Source organism: Phaeospirillum tilakii (assembly GCF_042683125.1).
Lineage (GTDB): Bacteria > Pseudomonadota > Alphaproteobacteria > Rhodospirillales > Magnetospirillaceae > Phaeospirillum > Phaeospirillum tilakii.
In genome coordinates this window covers 20209-36258 of sequence record NZ_JBHUIY010000003.1, presented here as the reverse complement: position 1 = coordinate 36258, position 16050 = coordinate 20209, and the positions used below count along the sequence as shown (strand labels likewise).

The 16050-nt window shown below is 72.4% G+C and carries 15 protein-coding genes; 13 read left to right on the top strand and 2 right to left on the bottom strand.

The genetic code is table 11. The annotated features are described in order from the left end of the window. Positions 1 to 61: 61 nt before the first annotated feature. A complete protein-coding gene (locus tag ACFSNB_RS02225; protein WP_377314085.1) occupies positions 62 to 1375 on the bottom strand; it encodes a methyl-accepting chemotaxis protein in 1314 nt (437 codons plus the stop codon). After that, positions 1350 to 1874 carry a PAS domain-containing protein gene (locus tag ACFSNB_RS02220; RefSeq protein WP_377314083.1) on the bottom strand — a complete coding sequence of 175 codons (525 nt, stop codon included), beginning with the start codon at positions 1872 to 1874 and terminating at the stop codon, positions 1350 to 1352. The genes ACFSNB_RS02225 and ACFSNB_RS02220 overlap by 26 nt, the downstream gene beginning before the upstream one ends. A gap of 149 nt (positions 1875 to 2023) precedes the next feature. On the opposite strand from ACFSNB_RS02220, the gene ACFSNB_RS02215 reads away from it, so the two are divergent. From ACFSNB_RS02215 to ACFSNB_RS02155, 13 genes are all read left to right on the top strand, one after another. Next, positions 2024 to 2878 (top strand): 23S rRNA (adenine(2030)-N(6))-methyltransferase RlmJ, encoded by an 855-nt coding sequence (locus ACFSNB_RS02215; RefSeq protein ID WP_377314081.1) that lies wholly within the window; start codon positions 2024 to 2026, stop codon positions 2876 to 2878. A 250-nt stretch (positions 2879 to 3128) separates the two neighbouring features. After that, positions 3129 to 3527: a bacteriohemerythrin gene (locus ACFSNB_RS02210; protein WP_377314079.1), complete on the top strand. Its 399-nt coding sequence runs from the start codon at positions 3129 to 3131 to the stop codon at positions 3525 to 3527. A gap of 70 nt (positions 3528 to 3597) precedes the next feature. Next, positions 3598 to 4629, top strand: a complete 1032-nt coding sequence (gene cobT / locus ACFSNB_RS02205) for a nicotinate-nucleotide--dimethylbenzimidazole phosphoribosyltransferase (protein WP_377314077.1) — start codon at positions 3598 to 3600, stop codon at positions 4627 to 4629. Between the two features lie 123 nt (positions 4630 to 4752). Then, complete coding sequence (locus ACFSNB_RS02200; RefSeq protein WP_377314075.1) at positions 4753 to 5019, top strand: accessory factor UbiK family protein; 267 nt, start codon at positions 4753 to 4755, stop codon at positions 5017 to 5019. Between the two features lie 165 nt (positions 5020 to 5184). Next, complete coding sequence (locus ACFSNB_RS02195) at positions 5185 to 5691, top strand: type III secretion system chaperone family protein (RefSeq protein ID WP_377314073.1); 507 nt, start codon at positions 5185 to 5187, stop codon at positions 5689 to 5691. 27 nt (positions 5692 to 5718) lie between these two features. Further along, positions 5719 to 6513, top strand: a complete 795-nt coding sequence (proC, locus tag ACFSNB_RS02190) for a pyrroline-5-carboxylate reductase (RefSeq protein WP_377314071.1) — start codon at positions 5719 to 5721, stop codon at positions 6511 to 6513. 161 nt (positions 6514 to 6674) lie between these two features. Beyond that, a complete protein-coding gene (locus ACFSNB_RS02185; RefSeq protein ID WP_377314069.1) occupies positions 6675 to 7118 on the top strand; it encodes a phasin family protein in 444 nt (147 codons plus the stop codon). Between the two features lie 145 nt (positions 7119 to 7263). Beyond that, a complete protein-coding gene (locus ACFSNB_RS02180) occupies positions 7264 to 8982 on the top strand; it encodes a heparinase II/III domain-containing protein (protein WP_377314067.1) in 1719 nt (572 codons plus the stop codon). 2 nt (positions 8983 to 8984) lie between these two features. After that, the gene (gene asnB / locus ACFSNB_RS02175; protein ID WP_377314065.1) at positions 8985 to 10880 is read left to right on the top strand and encodes an asparagine synthase (glutamine-hydrolyzing); all 1896 of its coding nucleotides are present in this window, start codon (positions 8985 to 8987) and stop codon (positions 10878 to 10880) included. 102 nt (positions 10881 to 10982) lie between these two features. After that, the gene (locus tag ACFSNB_RS02170; protein WP_377314063.1) at positions 10983 to 11933 is read left to right on the top strand and encodes a glycosyltransferase family 2 protein; all 951 of its coding nucleotides are present in this window, start codon (positions 10983 to 10985) and stop codon (positions 11931 to 11933) included. Further along, complete coding sequence (asnB, locus tag ACFSNB_RS02165; protein WP_377314061.1) at positions 11921 to 13777, top strand: asparagine synthase (glutamine-hydrolyzing); 1857 nt, start codon at positions 11921 to 11923, stop codon at positions 13775 to 13777. Before ACFSNB_RS02170 ends, asnB (ACFSNB_RS02165) begins: the two co-directional genes overlap by 13 nt. Further along, positions 13774 to 14892, top strand: coding sequence for a DegT/DnrJ/EryC1/StrS family aminotransferase (locus ACFSNB_RS02160; RefSeq protein WP_377314059.1), 1119 nt, complete (start codon positions 13774 to 13776; stop codon positions 14890 to 14892). The genes asnB (ACFSNB_RS02165) and ACFSNB_RS02160 overlap by 4 nt, the downstream gene beginning before the upstream one ends. Beyond that, complete coding sequence (locus ACFSNB_RS02155; RefSeq protein ID WP_377314058.1) at positions 14883 to 15803, top strand: lipid II:glycine glycyltransferase FemX; 921 nt, start codon at positions 14883 to 14885, stop codon at positions 15801 to 15803. Before ACFSNB_RS02160 ends, ACFSNB_RS02155 begins: the two co-directional genes overlap by 10 nt. Positions 15804 to 16050 lie beyond the last annotated feature (247 nt).

The following is a 16050-nucleotide window of genomic DNA, read 5'->3' as shown; positions in this document are numbered from 1 at the left end:
CCACAGCCCGCCCGGACGGCACCACTGCGCCGTGAGGCCGCCGTCGGTTCGGTTCCGGGCGTCAGCTCCGGCGCAGGCCGGAGCAGACCCGGGTGACGAAGGCGTCGATGTCCTGGTTCATCCCGACGGTGCGGGCGGCGAGGTCGCCCGCCGCCGCCAGCACCTGTCCGGCGGCGTCGGTGGCGACCCCGGCGGTGTCGGCGACCTCGGCGATGGTCGAGGCGACGGTCTGGACGTCGCTGGCGACGGTGCGGATCGAGCCGCTCATCGTCGCCACCGCCGCGCTCTGCTGCTCGGTCGAGGCGGCGATGCCGGTCGATTCCTCGTTGATGTCGTGGATCTTGCCGGCGATCGCCCGCACCGCTTCGACCGCCTGCCGGGTGGCGTCGCGCATCCCGCCGATCTGGCCGGAAATCTCCTCGGTGGCCCGCGCGGTCTGGTTGGCGAGATGCTTGACCTCGTTGGCGACCACCGCGAAGCCTTTGCCGGCCTCGCCGGCCCGCGCCGCCTCGATCGTGGCGTTCAACGCCAGCAGGTTGGTTTGCGCCGCGATGTCGTTGATCAGATCGACCACCTCGCCGATCTTCTGCGCCGCCTCGGCCAGACCGTTGATCGCGGCGTCGGTGGTGCCGGCGACCTGCATCGTCTCCTGGGCGGTGCGGGCGGAATGCTGGATCCGGAGCGAGACGTCGCGGATCGCGGCCGAGACCTGCTCGGCGGCGGCGGCGACCTCCTCGACATGGCGCGAGGCGTTGTTGGCGGCGCCCGACACCGTGCTCGACTGCTCGCTGGTGCGGGTGGCGATCTGGCTCATCTGCCGAGCGGTGGCCTCAAGCTGGGTCGCGGTCGCCGCCACCACGTTGGTGACCTGCTTGATGCTGTCGCCGACCGAGGTCGCTTCGCGGGTGAAATCGTGCGAGCGCCGCTCCATCTCGGCCAGGGCGCGGTTGATCAGCCGGGCATGGTCGCCGAACTCGCCGACCATCCCCTCGGTCAGGATCTGGCGGAAATAGCGCCCCTCGGCGGTCATCGCCATCGCCGCGTCGGCTTCCTTGGTGAACACCTCGGTCAGGTCGAGCAGGCGGTTGATCGAGATTTCGAGCGTGCCGATCGTGCCGCCCTCGCTGAGGCCGGTCAGGCGGGCGTCGAGCCGGCCGGCGGCGGCGTCGCCCAGCACCCCGGTGGCGCGTTCGATGAAGCGGCGGGTCCGGCCCAGCCACAGCAGGCCGGCGCCCAGCGCGACGAGCCCGACCAGCGCCAGGGCGGCCTCGACCGGCCGGGCGTTGGCGGCGGCGAGACCCGCCTGCCCGACCGCCACCAGGGCGGCCAGCAGCAGGGCGAGACGGGCGCTAGAGAGTGAACACAAATTCTTCATAGGGCAGCCCCGCCGCTTGAAGTTTGCCGACCAGCGCCGCGAAGGCGCGCTCCATCCCCTCCTTGCGGTCGGGGGCGGCCCGTTCGATTGCCAGCAGCTCTTGGTAGAGTGCCTCGATCTTGGCCACCGCCTCGCGCCGGGGGGACCGCCGATTGGAATGATAGCTGACGATCCGCCCCGCCGAATCGAACGTCGGGGTCACATGGGCCAGCACCCAGTAATGATCACCGTTCTGTGACCGATTTTTGACGTAGGCGAAGATCTCCCGCCCAGCCTCGATTGTGTCCCACAGCAGCTTGAACACGCAACGCGGCATGTCGGGATGGCGGATGATGCTGTGCGGCTGACCGAGCAATTCCCGCTCGCTGTAGCCGGCCAGCGAGATGAACACTTCGTTGGCGTAGATGATCCGGCCCTTGAGGTCGGTCTTGCTGACGATGATCTGGTCGCGGTCGAAGGTTCTTTCGACGCCTGACAGGTGAACAGCCTGCTGGGACATATCGCTTTCTCGTCGAAAACGGGGGGATGACGGGGGATAAGCCGAAAAGGGCGGCTGCTGCGTACCAAACTCCTATTTACTGTATACGACCCACCCGCCCCGGGTCTATGACTTCCGCGCAGAAAAAAGGCAGGATTTCGCGAACGCCCATGAATTACCGTCACGCCTACCATGCCGGGAATTTCGCCGACGTGATCAAGCACGCGGTGCTGGCCCAGGCGGTCACCGCGCTGACCCGCAAGGAGACCCCGTTCTTCGTCCTCGACACCCATGCCGGCTGCGGCGCCTACCGCCTGTCGGCCGAGGCGGCGCAGAAGACCGGCGAGTTCAAGACCGGCATCGCCCGGGTGCTGGAGCGGGCCGGCGACGCCCCGCCGGCGCTCGCCCCCTATCTCGCCGCGCTGGCGGCGGCCAATCCGGGCGGCGGGCTCGACCATTATCCCGGTTCGCCCGCGCTGGTGCGCGGCCTGATGCGGCCGCAGGACCGGCTGGCGCTGGCCGAGCTGCATCCCGAGGACGTGGTCGCCCTGCGCCGGACCTTCGCCGGCGACCGCCGGGTCGGCATCCACCATCTCGACGGCTACCAGACGGTCAAGGCGCTGCTGCCGCCGCCCGAGCGGCGCGGGCTGGTGCTGATCGATCCGCCGTTCGAGCGCACCGACGAGTTCGAGCGGCTGCTGACCGCGCTCGGCCGGATCCATCGCCGCTGGCCGCAGGCGATCGTGCTGGTGTGGTACCCGATCAAGGCGGCCGAGCCGGTCGATGCCTTCCTCGACGCGGTCGCCGCCGCCGGCGGGCCGGAAACGGTGGCGGTCGAACTGCTGCTGCGCCCGGCCACCGACCCGTTCCGCCTCAACGGCAGCGGGCTGCTGGTGGTCAACCCGCCCTGGGGGCTGGCCCCGGCGCTGGCCGAGCTGCTGCCCTGGCTGGCCGGGGTGCTGGCGCCCGACCAGGGCAGCTTCCGGGTGCGGCCGCTGATCGCCGAGGCGGCCGGGCGGGTCTGATCCCCGTCGCCCGTTCCGCGCCGCCGCCACCGGTTGGGGAGGTCCCCGCCGCCGCTCCCGCCGCCGCCGGCTTGTGGCGGCGCGCGCTTCGGCCACGGCGGGAACCGGTGCCCGGTCGGACCCGCGCCGCGTTTAGACCTATCCGAAAGAACAGGCCGGACCGCCAGGAATGGCCCGGTCTTTCCTCCCCTCCCCCTGCCGAGTCGGGTATAACGGGTCGAGGATCCGTCCAGTTGCCAGGGAGGGGGCGATGATCGCGATCTGGGACAGCAGCCTGTCGGTCGGAGACGGCATCCTCGACGCCGAACACCGGCTGGTGGTGGATCTGCTCAACGAACTCGACGTCGCCCTCGCGGTGGGGGCGCCGTTCGCGGTGGTCGAGATGGCGCTCGACGCCCTCGGCCGGGCCGTCGCCCGCCATTTCGCCCGTTCGGCCGAGCCGCATCCGCCGGGCGAGCATGACCGCATCCTCGGCCGGGTCCGCCAGTTGCAGCAGGCCTGGGGACTCGGGCAGCGCCAGCGGCTCGATCACCGCGCCCTGCTGGAGCTGGGCCGGCGCTGGATCGCCCATATCGGCCGCCACGAGCCGCCGCCCGGTCCGGCGCCGCTGTTCCGCCGCCCCCAGGTCCGGTTCGCCGCCTCCGCCTGAGCCGGACGGCGATGACGGGTGACTCGACCGGGCCGGGTCGGCTATAGATCCGGCCGTTTTCCGTCTCACCATGCTGGGGGGAAGGGCCGTGACCCTGACCGTATCTTCGCTTGCCGACGTTTCCGCGCTGCTGGCCGCGCTGCCCGAGGGCGAGGCCGCCGCCGCCGCCGCCGCCGCCGCGCGCGAGCCCCGTCTGACCAAGCCGGCCGGCTCGCTCGGCCGGCTCGAGGAGCTGTCGGCCTGGCTCGCCACCTGGCAGGGGGCCCATCCGCCCCGCTTCGAGCGCCCGGTGGCGCGGGTGTTCGCTGGCAATCACGGCGTCGCCGCCCTCGGCGTCTCGGCCTTCCCGCCCGAGGTCACCGTGCAGATGGTCGCCAATTTCCAGCACGGCGGCGCCGCGATCAACCAGCTGTGCCGCACCTTCGGCATCGCCCTCGACGTGGTCGCGCTCGACCTCGACCACCCCACCGCCGATTTCACCCAAGGGCCGGCGCTCGACGAGGCCGGGTTCCTCGCCGCCTTCCAGGCCGGGCTCGATTCGGTGCCGGACGGCGCCGACCTGCTGGTGCTGGGCGAGATGGGGATCGGCAACACCACCCCGGCGGCGGCGATCGCCTGCGCCCTGTTCGGCGGCGAGGCGGCCGACTGGACCGGGCGCGGCACCGGCGTCGTCGGCGGCGCGCTGGCCCGCAAGATCGAGGTGGTCGCCGCCGGGGTGGCGCGCCATCGCGGCCTGCCGCCGCTCGAAATCCTGCGCGCCCTGGGCGGGCGCGAACTGGTGGCGCTGGCCGGGGCGACGGTGGCGGCGCGGCTGCGCCGGGTGCCGGTGCTGCTCGACGGCTATGTCGTCACCGCCGCGGTGGCCCCGCTCGAGGCGGCGCGGCCGGGCGCGCTCGACCATTGCCAGGTCGGCCATGTCTCGGCCGAGCCGGGCCATCGCCGGCTGGTCGGGGCGCTGGGCAAGGCCCCGCTGCTCGATTTCGGCCTGCGCCTGGGCGAGGGCTCGGGCGCGGCGCTGGCCGCCGGTCTGGTCAAGGCGGCGGTGGCCTGCCACACCGGGATGGCCACCTTCGACGAGGCCGGGGTCAGCGACAAGGGCTGACGCCCCGGTTTCCCGCGCCGCCGCCGGGCGGCGCGGCCGTCAAAAAAATAACTTGACACCGGACTGGCATTGGCGCGCCACTCCGGTCATACTGTCGCCTTACTTCTGATCCCAGGGACCATCATGCCACTCAATAATCCGCTGATCGACGATTTCGGCCGGGTCGCCAATGGCGCGCTCGGGGCCCTGTCCGGCCTGCGCGGGGAGATCGAGGCCCGCGTCCGTCAGCATGTCGAACGCCTCGTCGGCAGCCTCGACATGGTGACCCGCGAGGAATTCGAAATCGTCAGCGCGCTGGCCCGCCGTGCCCGCGCCGAGCAGGAAGCGCTGGAAGAGCGCGTCCGGATCCTCGAGACCCGGCTGGCCGAGCTGACCCAGTCCCGCTCCTGATCCCGGCGCTTATCCACAAAAATTCATGGACGTGGGCCGAGGAAGCGCTTGCCGCGTGGCAGGGCGCGTGCGTAGGCTAGCTTTTGTCGGGGTAGGGCCGGCGGAATACAACTATTTGATTCCGCCGCCCTGCCGCACGGGTGCCATGCCAAGGAGGACACAGGCATGACCTTGACCGCCGCTCGTCAAGAAGACGAGCACCAGGCCAACCCGGTTGATCTCGTTGAACAATTCGTCGCCGCCAACGACTGGGCCTTCGACCGGCGCAGCGACGAGGAACTGGCCGCCGAGGTTCCCGGGAAATGGTGTAATTATTCGCTCTACTTCGCCTGGCGCGAGGACATGGGGGCGATCCACTTCACCTGCGCCTTCGACATGAAGGTGCCCGACGGCAAGCGTTCGCCGATCTGCGATCTGCTCGCCATCGTCAATGAAAAGCTGTGGCTGGGTCATTTCGGCCTGTGGGACGAAGAATCCGTGCCGATGTTCCGCCACACCTCGCTGCTGCGCGGCGGCACCGGCCTGTCGCCGGAACAGGTCGAGGATCTGGTCGATATCGCCGTCAGCGAGTGTGAACGGTTCTATCCCGCCTTCCAGTTCGTGATCTGGGGCGGCAAGAGCGCCCGCGACGCGGTGGCGGCCTCGCTGCTGGAAACCGCCGGCGAGGCGTAAGGCTTTTTTCCTGAAGGCACGAAAACGATGACGAAAATTCTGCTGGTCGGCTGCGGCCGGATGGGCTCCGCTTTGCTGACCGGATGGCTCGGCCGGGGCGTCGCCCCCGCCGATGTGGTGGTGGTCGAGCCGGCCCGCCCCGCCTTCGCCGGGGTGACGGTGGTGGCCGACGCGGCGGAGATTCCCGCCGCCTTCGCCCCCGACGTGGTGGTGCTGGCGGTCAAGCCGCAGGTGATGGCCGGCGTGCTGCCGCCCTATCGCCGCTTCGCCGGCCACGCCTTGGTGCTGACCATCGCCGCCGGCAAGCCGATCGCCTCGTTCCGCGCCGCTTTGGGCGAGGGGGCGGCGATCGTCCGCGCCATGCCCAACACCCCGGCCGCGGTCGGGCGCGGCATCACCGTCGGCTGCGCCGGTCCCGGCGTCACCGCCGCCCAGCGCAGCCTGGCCGCCGAGCTGCTGAGCGCGGTGGGCGAGGTCGGCTGGGTCGAGGACGAGGCCCAGATCGACGCCGTCACCGCCTTGTCCGGCTCGGGGCCGGCCTATGTCTTCCTGCTGGTCGAGGCGATGGCCGCCGCCGGGGTCCGGCTCGGGCTCGATCCCGAACTGGCGATGCGGCTGGCCCGCGCCACCGTGGCGGGCTCGGGCGAATTGCTGCGCCAGTCGGCCGACGACGCCGCCAGCCTGCGCCGCGCCGTCACCAGCCCGGGCGGCACCACCGCCGCCGCGCTGGCGGTGCTGATGGACGAAACCACCGGCTTCGGTCCGCTGCTGGAGCGGGCGATCGCCGCCGCCGAGATCCGCAGCCGCGAACTGGCCGGCTGACGCGGTCCCCGGGCGCCCCGGCGGGGCGCCCGGATTGCTCGTATTGATTTCACAAGGGTAACGCTTCCCCGCTCCGGTGGGGAACTGATGTTGACTTTGTCGGGCAGGTTTGGCACTCTTCGCTGCACCGCAACATCTCGCTGCGATGGAGAGGTGACAGCATGGCCGCCAAACAGTCCGAACCGTTGTTCGATTTTGACATCAGCAAGTATCTCGGCGATTTCAAGGTGCCCGGTGTCGATGTCGAGACCATCGTCGCCAGCCAGCGCAAGAACATTGAGGCGCTGACCCAGGCCAACAAGCTGGCCTTCGAGGGGTTGCAGAACGTGGTCAAGCGTCAGGTCGAGATCCTGCGCCAGGCGATCGACGAGGTGGCCCAGCTGTCCAAGGATTTCGCCGAGCCCGGTTCGCCGCACGAAAAGGCGGCCCGGCAGGCCGAACTGACCAAGGATGCGTTCGAGCGCGCCCTGGTCAACGCCCGCGAGCTGACCGAGCTGATCACCAAGGCCAATTCCGACGCCTTCGACCTGCTCAACAAGCGCTTCAGCCAGAGCCTCGACGAGGCCCGCGAAGCCTTCACCAAGGCGGCGGCGCCCAAGAAGTGACCCTCCTGGCCCGGCGGCCTCGCGCCGCCGGGGTTTTTCCCCGGGCGTGGCCCGGGTCCGGCCGTCGGCCAATCGGCGGAGACCGGGTGTCCGTGACCTGTTGCAGGCTGGTAAGTCGCGGCGGTCTCGGCTAAAAGTCAAAGCCATGTCATCCGCTTTCCTTCGCAAGGCCGGTCAGTTCGCCGCCGATCCGGTGCTGCGGCGCTGGTTGCGCGCGCGCCTGCTGCGGCGGACCCCCGGCGCCCCCGCCTTCACCCCGCATCGTCCGCCGGTGCTGGGCGAGGGTTGGAGCGGCCTCGCCCCCGAACCGCCGTGCGCCGTCTTCGCGCCGCTGCCGCCCGGCCCGCCGGCCCGGCCGATCCGGCTGCGCCTGCCCGGGGCGGTGCTCAACCTCGCCCCCGGCGAGGAAGCCGGCCTGTTCGATCGCCCGCTGCCCGATCTCGAAGCCCGGCTCGGCCTGTTCCGCTTCGCCTGGGTGCCGCTGATGGCGGCCGACGACGATCCGCGCTGGGTTGGGGCGCTGTGGGCGGCGTGGCGGGCCCGCCATGGCGTTCCCGACCTCGAATCCTGGGCGTGGCACCCCTATACCGCCGCCGAGCGGGCGATCAACCTGCTGACCTTCGCCGCCCGCCACGGTCTGCCCGAACCGGTGGGCGACAGCCTCGCTTTGCTGGCGGTGCACGGCCCGGCGATCGCGGCGCGGCTGGAATATTTCGGCCCGCATCACACCTCGAACCACCTGTTCAACAACGGGCGCGGCCTCGCTCTGCTTGGGCTGGCGCTGGGGCTGCCGGCCTGCGCCGATCTCGGCTTCGCCCTGGTGCTGAGCGAGGCCGAGCGGATCTTCCGCCCCTCCGGCCTGCTGCGCGAGGGGTCGAGCCACTATCACCTGCTGCTGACCCGCTCGCTGGCCAGCCTGTGGCTGGCCGCCCGCCGTCACGGCCGGCCCGAGGCGGTGCCGCTCGAGGCCAGCCTGCGCGCCGCCGCCGCCCAACTGCCGGTGCTGGCTTTGCCGGGCGGGCTGCCGCTGATCGGCGACATCTCGCCCGATTGCCCGCCGTCGCATCTCGCCGGGCTGCTGCCGGGCGGCGACCGCGCCTCCGGCTGGCTGGCGCTGCTCGACGACGCCGACCGCGCCGCTTTGACCGCCCTGCTCGACGGGGTCGCGGCGGGGGCGGATCCGGCCGCCGATGGCTGGCTGCGGGCCGATTTCGGCGCCTGGGCCGGGCTGTGGCACGCCGAGCCCGAGGGCTGGAGCATGATGCCCGGCCACGGCCACCAGGATTGCGGCGGGTTCGAACTGCATCATGACGGCGAGAAGCTGCTGATCGACCGGGGCCGGGGTTCCTATGCCGTTGCCGGCGAGGCCGATCCCGACGTCGCCGCGATCGCCCATAACGGCCTGACCGTCGATCGGGCCGAGCCCTATCCGCCCAACCGGCCCTATTACGCCCCGGCCTTCCGCCGCGCCGTCGCCGGCCCGGCGGTGCTGGCCCGGGCCGAGGACGGGGTGGCGCTGGCCCATCACGGTTTCGCCCGCCTGCCCGGGGTCGGCATCGCCGAACGCCACTGGCGCTTCACCCCGCAGCGGCTGGAACTGCGCGACCGGCTCGACGGCCACAGCCGCCACGAGATCACCCGCCGGCTGCACACCCCCTGCGCGGTCGAGCGGGCCGAGCGCGGGGTGATCCTGACCACCCCGCGCGGCCGGCGTTTCCACCTTGCCGCCGGCGACGCCCCGGTCCTGGTGGTGGCGGAGCAGAGCTGGCAGGCCTATGGCGAACCGGCCCCCGCCACCCGGCTGGAGGTGACCTTGTTCGCCCGCCTGCCCTGGACCGGCCTGCTGACGATCGAGGTCTTGTAGCGATGTGCGGTCTGGCCGGCCTGTTCCTGCCCGCGGGGGCGCCCGCCGCCGCGGCCGATCTGGCGGCGATGCTGGCGGTGATGCGTCATCGCGGCCCCGACGGCAGCCGTTGCCACCTCTCGGCCGACCGCCGCTTCCAGGCCGGCTTCACCCGCCTCGCCATCATCGACCGCGCGGGCGCCGACCAGCCGCTGGTGCGTGACGACGGCGATCTGGTGCTGCTCGGCAATGGCGAGATCTACAATTACCGCGAACTGCGCGCCGGGCTGGAGGCGCGCGGCGTGACGTTCCAGACCCGGGGCGACATGGAACCGGCGCTGGAGGCCTACCGCGCCGAGGGCGACGCCTTCGTCGAGCGCCTCAACGGCATGTTCGCCCTGGCGATCCACGACCGGCGCGACGGCGCGTTGCGGCTGATCCGCGACCGGCTCGGGATCAAGCCGCTCCACTGGGCCCGGCTGGCCGGCGGCGGGATCCTGTTCGCCTCCGAGATCAAGGCGCTGTTCGCCTCCGGCCTGCTGACCCCGGCGGTGGACGAAACGGCGGTGGCGGCGTGGCTGGCCCATGGCTATGTCCCGGCCCCGGCCACCCTCTATCGCGGGGTGATGAGCCTGCCGCCCGGCTGCCGCCTGCTGGCCCGCGCCGACGGCACGGTGACGGTCGAACGCTACTGGCAGGCCCGCCCTGCCGCCGACCTGCCCACCGACCCCGCCGCGATCGGCGCCGCCCTGACCGAACTGCTCGACGACGCGGTCGGGCTGCAATTGCGCGCCGACGTGCCGGTGGGAGCGATGCTGTCGGGCGGGATCGATTCCGGCCTGCTGGTGGCGCTGGCGGCGCGCCGGCTCGACCGCCCGCTCAAGACCTACACCGTCCGCTTCGCCGGGGCGGCGGTCGATGAAACCCCGCTGGCGGCGGCGGTGGCGGCGCGCTACGGCACCGACCACACCGTGTTCGACCTCGCCACCGACCGCGCCGCCGATCTGCTGCCCCGGCTGGCCTGGTATGCCGATGCCCCGCTGGCCGATGCCAGCCTGCTGCCCAACCATCTGATCAATCAGGTGATCGGCGCCGAGACCCGGGTGGTGCTCAACGGCACCGGCGGCGACGAATTGTTCGCCGGCTATGGCCGCTATTTCCGCCTGCCGGTCGAGGCGCGTTGGTTGCGCCTGCCCGCGCCCGTGCGCCGCGCCGCGCTGGCGGTGTTGCGCCGGCTCGATCCGCTGCTGGCCTGGAAGCTGGCCCGCGCCGACAAGTTCGACACCGACCGGGGCGGCTATCTGCACGACCATTCGACCCAGTTCCCGCCGCCGCTGCTGCGCCGGCTCGGCTGCCGGTTGCCGCCGGTGGCGCCGGCCCAGGCCGAATGGTTCGCCCGCTTCGCCGGCCCGGCCGACAGCGGCGCTTTGTTCGCCGAACTCAACACCTACCTGCCCGAGGATCTGCTGACCCTGCTCGACCGCACCAGCATGGCCCATTCGGTCGAGGGGCGGGTGCCGCTGCTTGATCACCGGCTGGTCGAGGCGGCGCTGGCGGTGCCGCCGGAGATCCGCGCCCCCGGCGGCCGGCAGAAGGCCCTGGAGCGGGCGATCGCCGCCCCGTTCCTGCCCGACTCGGTGCTGACCGCCCCCAAGCAGGGCTTCGCCTCGCCGGTGCCGGCCTGGTTCCTGACCGGTGGGCTGGCCGGCCCGACCGAACGGCTGCTGACCCGCCCGGCCGCTTTGGCGCGCGGCTGGTGGAGCGCCGAGGGCATCCGCCGCCTGCTGGCCGATCCCGGCCGCCACGCCTTCCGCCTCTATGCCCTGCTGATGCTGGAACTGACCATTCGCCTCCAGGTCGAAACCCCGCTGTCGGCCCCGCCCGACGCCACCCTCGCCGAGATCGCCGATGCCGCCTGAGCCGCAAGTCGCGGGCTCCGCCCGCACCCGCCAAGGGCCGAGGGCCCTTGGAACCCGTTGGCTGTCGCGTGAGGGTCAGGGCACGGGCGGAGCCCGCAGATCATGACCGCGCCCGCCGATGTCAGCGTGGTGATGCCGGCCTATCGCAACGCCGCCACCATCGGCCGTGCTTTGGCCTCAATCGCCGGGCAAACCGTTCCCCCGCGCGAGGTGATCGTGGTCGATGACGGCTCGGACGATGACACCGTCGCCGTGGTCAAGGCGATGGCCGGGCGGATGGGGCCGGTGCGGCTGCGCCTGTTCACCCAGCCCAACCAGGGGGCCGGGGCGGCGCGCAACCGGGCGGTGGCGGTGGCGGAGGGGGCATGGCTGGCCTTCCTCGACGCCGATGATCAATGGCTGCCGACCAAGCTGGCGCGGTCGCTGGCCGAAAGCGACGGGTTGGTGATGAGTTCGCACAATCTGATCAACGTCGCCCCCGACGGCACCGAGAGCTACAACGACAGCCGCGCCCGCTGGCGGCGCGATCCGGCCGATCCCTACCGCACCCTGTTCCTGCGCGGTTTCATCTCCTCCTCGACCGTGCTGGTGCGGCGCGACGCCCTGGTCGCCGCCGGCGGGTTCGACGAGACCCTGCGCTCGGCCCAGGATTACGAGATGTGGCTGGCGGTGCTGGCCGGGGCCGGCGACCGCTTCCGCACCTTCGGCGACCCGCTGCTGCGCTACACCCTGGCCCCCGACGGCATCACCAGCCGGATCGACCGCAAGGTCGCCTGCTCGCTGGCGATCCTGCGCCGGCACATGGGGATCCTGCGCCGCCGCCCCGGCCCGGTGCTGCGCCTCGTCGTGCTGCGGGCGGTGATCATCCATTACGAGGCGATCCAGGCCTATCGCGCCCGGCGCCAATGGGGCCGTGCCGCGCTGGAAGGGCTGCGCTTCCCGTTCCGGCTGGCCGGGTTGCTCGCCGCGCTGCCGTTCGCGCGCGGCGAGCGGCCGGACTTCCTCGCTTGCCCCCATCCCGATTGCGTCGAGGTGCCGCTATGTGCGGGATAGCCGGACTGACCGGGGCCACCCCGGAAACCCTCGACCGCATGCGCGGCCTGCTGCGCCATCGCGGCCCCGACGGCCAGGGGCGGTTCCTGTGCGACCGCACCGGGGTCGGCCTCGCCCATACCCGCTTGGCCGTGATCGAGCTGACCGATGCCGGCCGCCAGCCGATGCTGTCGCCCTGCGGCCGCTGGGCGATCGTCTTCAACGGCGAGATCTACAATCACGCCGAGCTGCGCGCCGACCTCGCCCGGCGCGGCCACGCCTTTCGCGGCGGTTCCGATACCGAGGTGCTGCTGACCCTGCTGGCCGAGCAGGGGGTGGCGGCGCTCGACAAGCTGGTCGGGATGTTCGCCTTCGCCCTGCTCGACCGCGACAGCGGCGAGATCCTGCTGGCGCGCGACCGGGTCGGCATCAAGCCGCTGGTGTGGGCGCCGCTGCCGGGTGGCGGGCTGGCCTTCGCCTCCGAGATCCGCGCCCTCGCCACCGTGCTCGGGGTCGATCTCGCCCTCGACCCGGTCGCGCTGTCGGACTTCCTCGCCTGCCTCTACGTCCCGGCGCCGCGCACCATCCATGCCGGCATCCGCAAGCTGCCGCCCGGCCACTGGCTGCGCTGGAACCCGCGCCAGCGCAGCGCCGAGATCGGCCGCTGGTGGGCGCCGCGCTTCGGCGGCGGCCGGCGTCTGTCCACCGACGCGGCGGTCGAGGAGCTGATGCCCCGGCTGCGCGCGGCGGTGCGCTCCTGCCTCGTCGCCGACGTGCCGGTCGGCTGCTTCCTGTCGGGCGGGGTCGATTCGGCGGTGGTGGCGGCGCTGATGACCGAGGCCCAGGGGCGCGGCCGGGTCGCCAGCTTCACCATGACCTTCACCGAGCCGGCCTATGACGAGCGGGCCGAGGCCCGCGCCGTCGCCACCGAGCTGGAAACCGTCCACACCGAACTGCCGGCCTCGGCCGACCTCGCCGGCGGGCTCGAGCGGATGGTGGCGGCGTTCGGCGAGCCGTTCGGCAACCCGACCGCGCTGCTGATCGGCGAGCTGTCCCGCCTCGCCCGCCAGCATGTCACCGTGGCGTTGGTCGGCGATGGCGGCGACGAATTGTTCGCCGGCTATCCGCGCTATCGCGGCGGGCTGTGGGCGGCGCGCTGGCGGCGGATCCCCCGCTTCCTGCGCCGGGGGCTGATCGAGCCGGCGGTCGCCTTGCTGCCGGAAAGCCAGTCCGGCCGCCACACCCTGCGCCGGCTGCGCGAATTCGTCGCCGGGGCCGGCCAGGACACCGCCGAGATGTATGCCGGCTGGGTCGAATATTTCACCCCGGCGCAGCGCCAGGCCCTGCTCGGCGGGGCGCTGCCGCCCCGGCCGATCGCCGACCTGCTGCGCGCCACCGGCCACCGCCATGCCCTCGACGCGATGCAGGAAACCGATCTGCTGTCGTTCCTGCCCGGCAATCTGCTGGCCTATGGCGACGCGATGAGCATGATGCATGCGCTGGAACTGCGGCTGCCGCTGCTCGATCACCGCCTGATCGAGGCGGTGGGCGACCTGTCCGCTGCCACCCGTTTCGCCGCCGGCCCCAAGACCCTGCTGCGCGCCGCCGGGCGGCGCCTGCTGCCGGCGGCGCTGATCGACCGCCCCAAGCGCGGCTTCAACCCGCCGATGGCCCGCTGGCTGCGCCAGGAACTGGCGCCGCTGGTGGCCGAGCGGCTGGTGCCGGAGCGGATGGCCCGGCTCGGCCTCGACTGGGCCGGGGTGGCGCCGCTGCTGGCCGAACACCGCGCCGGCCGGCGCGATCTGTCGCTGCCGGTGTGGGCGCTGCTGGTTCTCGATTGCTGGCATGAAGGACTTTGCCGATGATCATCACCCAGGCCCCGCTGCCCGACCGGGCGATGCTCGAGCGTGCCCGTCTCCCCGCCTTCACCGATTCCTCGCTGATCCGGCCGTGGCGCCGCCCCGGCGACGAGGCCCGCCTGATCGACCGCACCGCCCACGGCCTCGCCGCGCTGGCCCGCGCCGTGGCCGAGCGCACCGGCACGCCCCCCCGGGTCGGCCTGCCGGCCTGGATCTGCTCGCAGGCGCTGGAACCGCTGCGCCGCACCGGGGCCGGGCTGACCTATCTGCCGGTGTCGGGACGCGACGGCACGATCGACTGGGCGGCGGCCGAGGCGATGGGCGGGTTCGACATCCTGATCGTGGTCCACACCTTCGGCCAGCCGGTCGATCTCGAACCGGCGCGGCGGCTGCGTGCCCGCCATGGCTGCCTGCTGGTCGAGGACGCCGCCCATGTGCTGGCGCCGATCCCCGGCATCGCCGACGGCAGCGACGTCACCTGCTACAGCCCGCACAAGCTGCTGCCGCTGCCGGAAGGAGCGGTGGTCAGCTTCGCCCCCGGCGCAACCGCCTGGGCGGCGCCGTTCGACCGCGCCCTCGGCCAGCCGCCGATGGCCCCCGACGACCGCGACTGGCTCAATCGCCGCCAGTTCCAGGCCAACGCCCCCGATCTGCTGCGGCTGGTGCTGCCCCAGCGCGGCCAGCCCCGCTTCGACAGCGACCCCGCCCCGGCCGAGCCGGCCGAGCCGGTGGCGCCGTCCGACCTCGCCCGCCGTCTGCTCGGCGCCGCCGACGTCGCCGCCGAGGCCCGCCGCCGCCGCGACAATGCCGAGGCGCTGCTGAAGGCGCTGGCCCGCCTGCCCGACCTCAAGCCGCTGTTCCCGGGAATGAGCGCCGCCCCCTACCGCCTCGCCTTGCGCGCCGCCTCGCCCCAGGCGGCGGCCAAGCATTACGACGCGCTGCGCCGCGCCCGCCTGCCGGTCGAGAGCTGGCCCGATCTGCCGCCCCGGGTGGTGGCCGATCCGATCCACAGCCGGGGCGCGGTGCTGCTGCGCAATACCGTGCTGCTGCTGCCGGTGCATGGCGCGCTCGATCCCGACGAAACCGCCGCGACCTACCGTCAGGCGCTGCGATGGGGCTGACCCTGGCCTGGGACCGGCTCGACCGCGCCGCCTGGGAAGATCTGTTCGCCACCGCCCCGCGCTCGACCCTGGTCCAGGGCTGGGCCTGGGGTGAGGTCAAGCGCGCCGCCGGCTGGACTCCCCGCCGCGCCGTGATCGCCCGCGACGGACACCCGGTCGCGCTGGCCCAGGTGCTGGAAAAGCGGCTCGGCCCGGTCCGCCTCGCCCGGCTCAATCGCGGCCCGGTGTGGCTGGCCGGGGCCGAGGATCCCGCCTTGCGCCTTGCCGCCGTCGCCTTGGTCCGCCGCCGCTGGCGGCTGTGGCGCGGCGCCGCTTTGGCGCTGGCGCCGGAACTGCCGGCCGGCACCGCCCTGCCGCTGGCCCGCCGCCGCGCCGCCGACCCGTGGCGCTCGGCCTGGCTCGACCTGACCGAGCCGGCCGAGACCCTGCGCAAGCGGCTCGACGGCAAATGGCGCAACATGCTGAACGCCGCCGAACGCGCCGGGTTGACCCTCGAAGCCGGACCGGATCTGCTGCCCTGGCTGCTCGACAATTACCGCGCCCTGCTGGCCGAGCGTGGCTTCGCCGCCACCCCGCCCGAGCAGATCGAGGCGCTGGCCGCCCACGCCGATCGTCCCGACGATCTGCTGGTGCTGCGCGCCCGCGCCGGGGACGAGGCGGTGGCCGGGATTCTGTTGGCCCGTCATGGCACCTGCGCCACCTACCTGATCGGCTGGAGCGGCGAGGCCGGGCGCAAGACCAAGGCCACCAATTTCCTGCTGTGGCGGGCGGTGGGCGAACTGGCCGGGCGTGGCGTCACCGCGCTCGATCTCGGCGGCATCGACGACCGGCTGACTCCCGGCGTCGCCGCCTTCAAGCGCGGCATGAACGGCGCCGAATATTGTCTCGCCGGGGAATTCATCGCCCTCTGACGCCGGCCGGCGGGGGTGCCGCCCCGTGTCCCGTCCCCCCCTCATCTGGTGATCGAGGTCTGGCGGCGGTCGTCCCGGATCTGGGCGGCGGACCGAGATGTCCGAACTATCGGCAACGCCCGGTCGCGGCAACGTTAAGAAATCGTGAATGCTCATATTAACATCTATGCGAGCAATGACTCGCATAAGATGCTTTTCCGCGTGCAATCATGTCGGAGAAAAGGTATCTATAGTGGTGTTGGGTCCG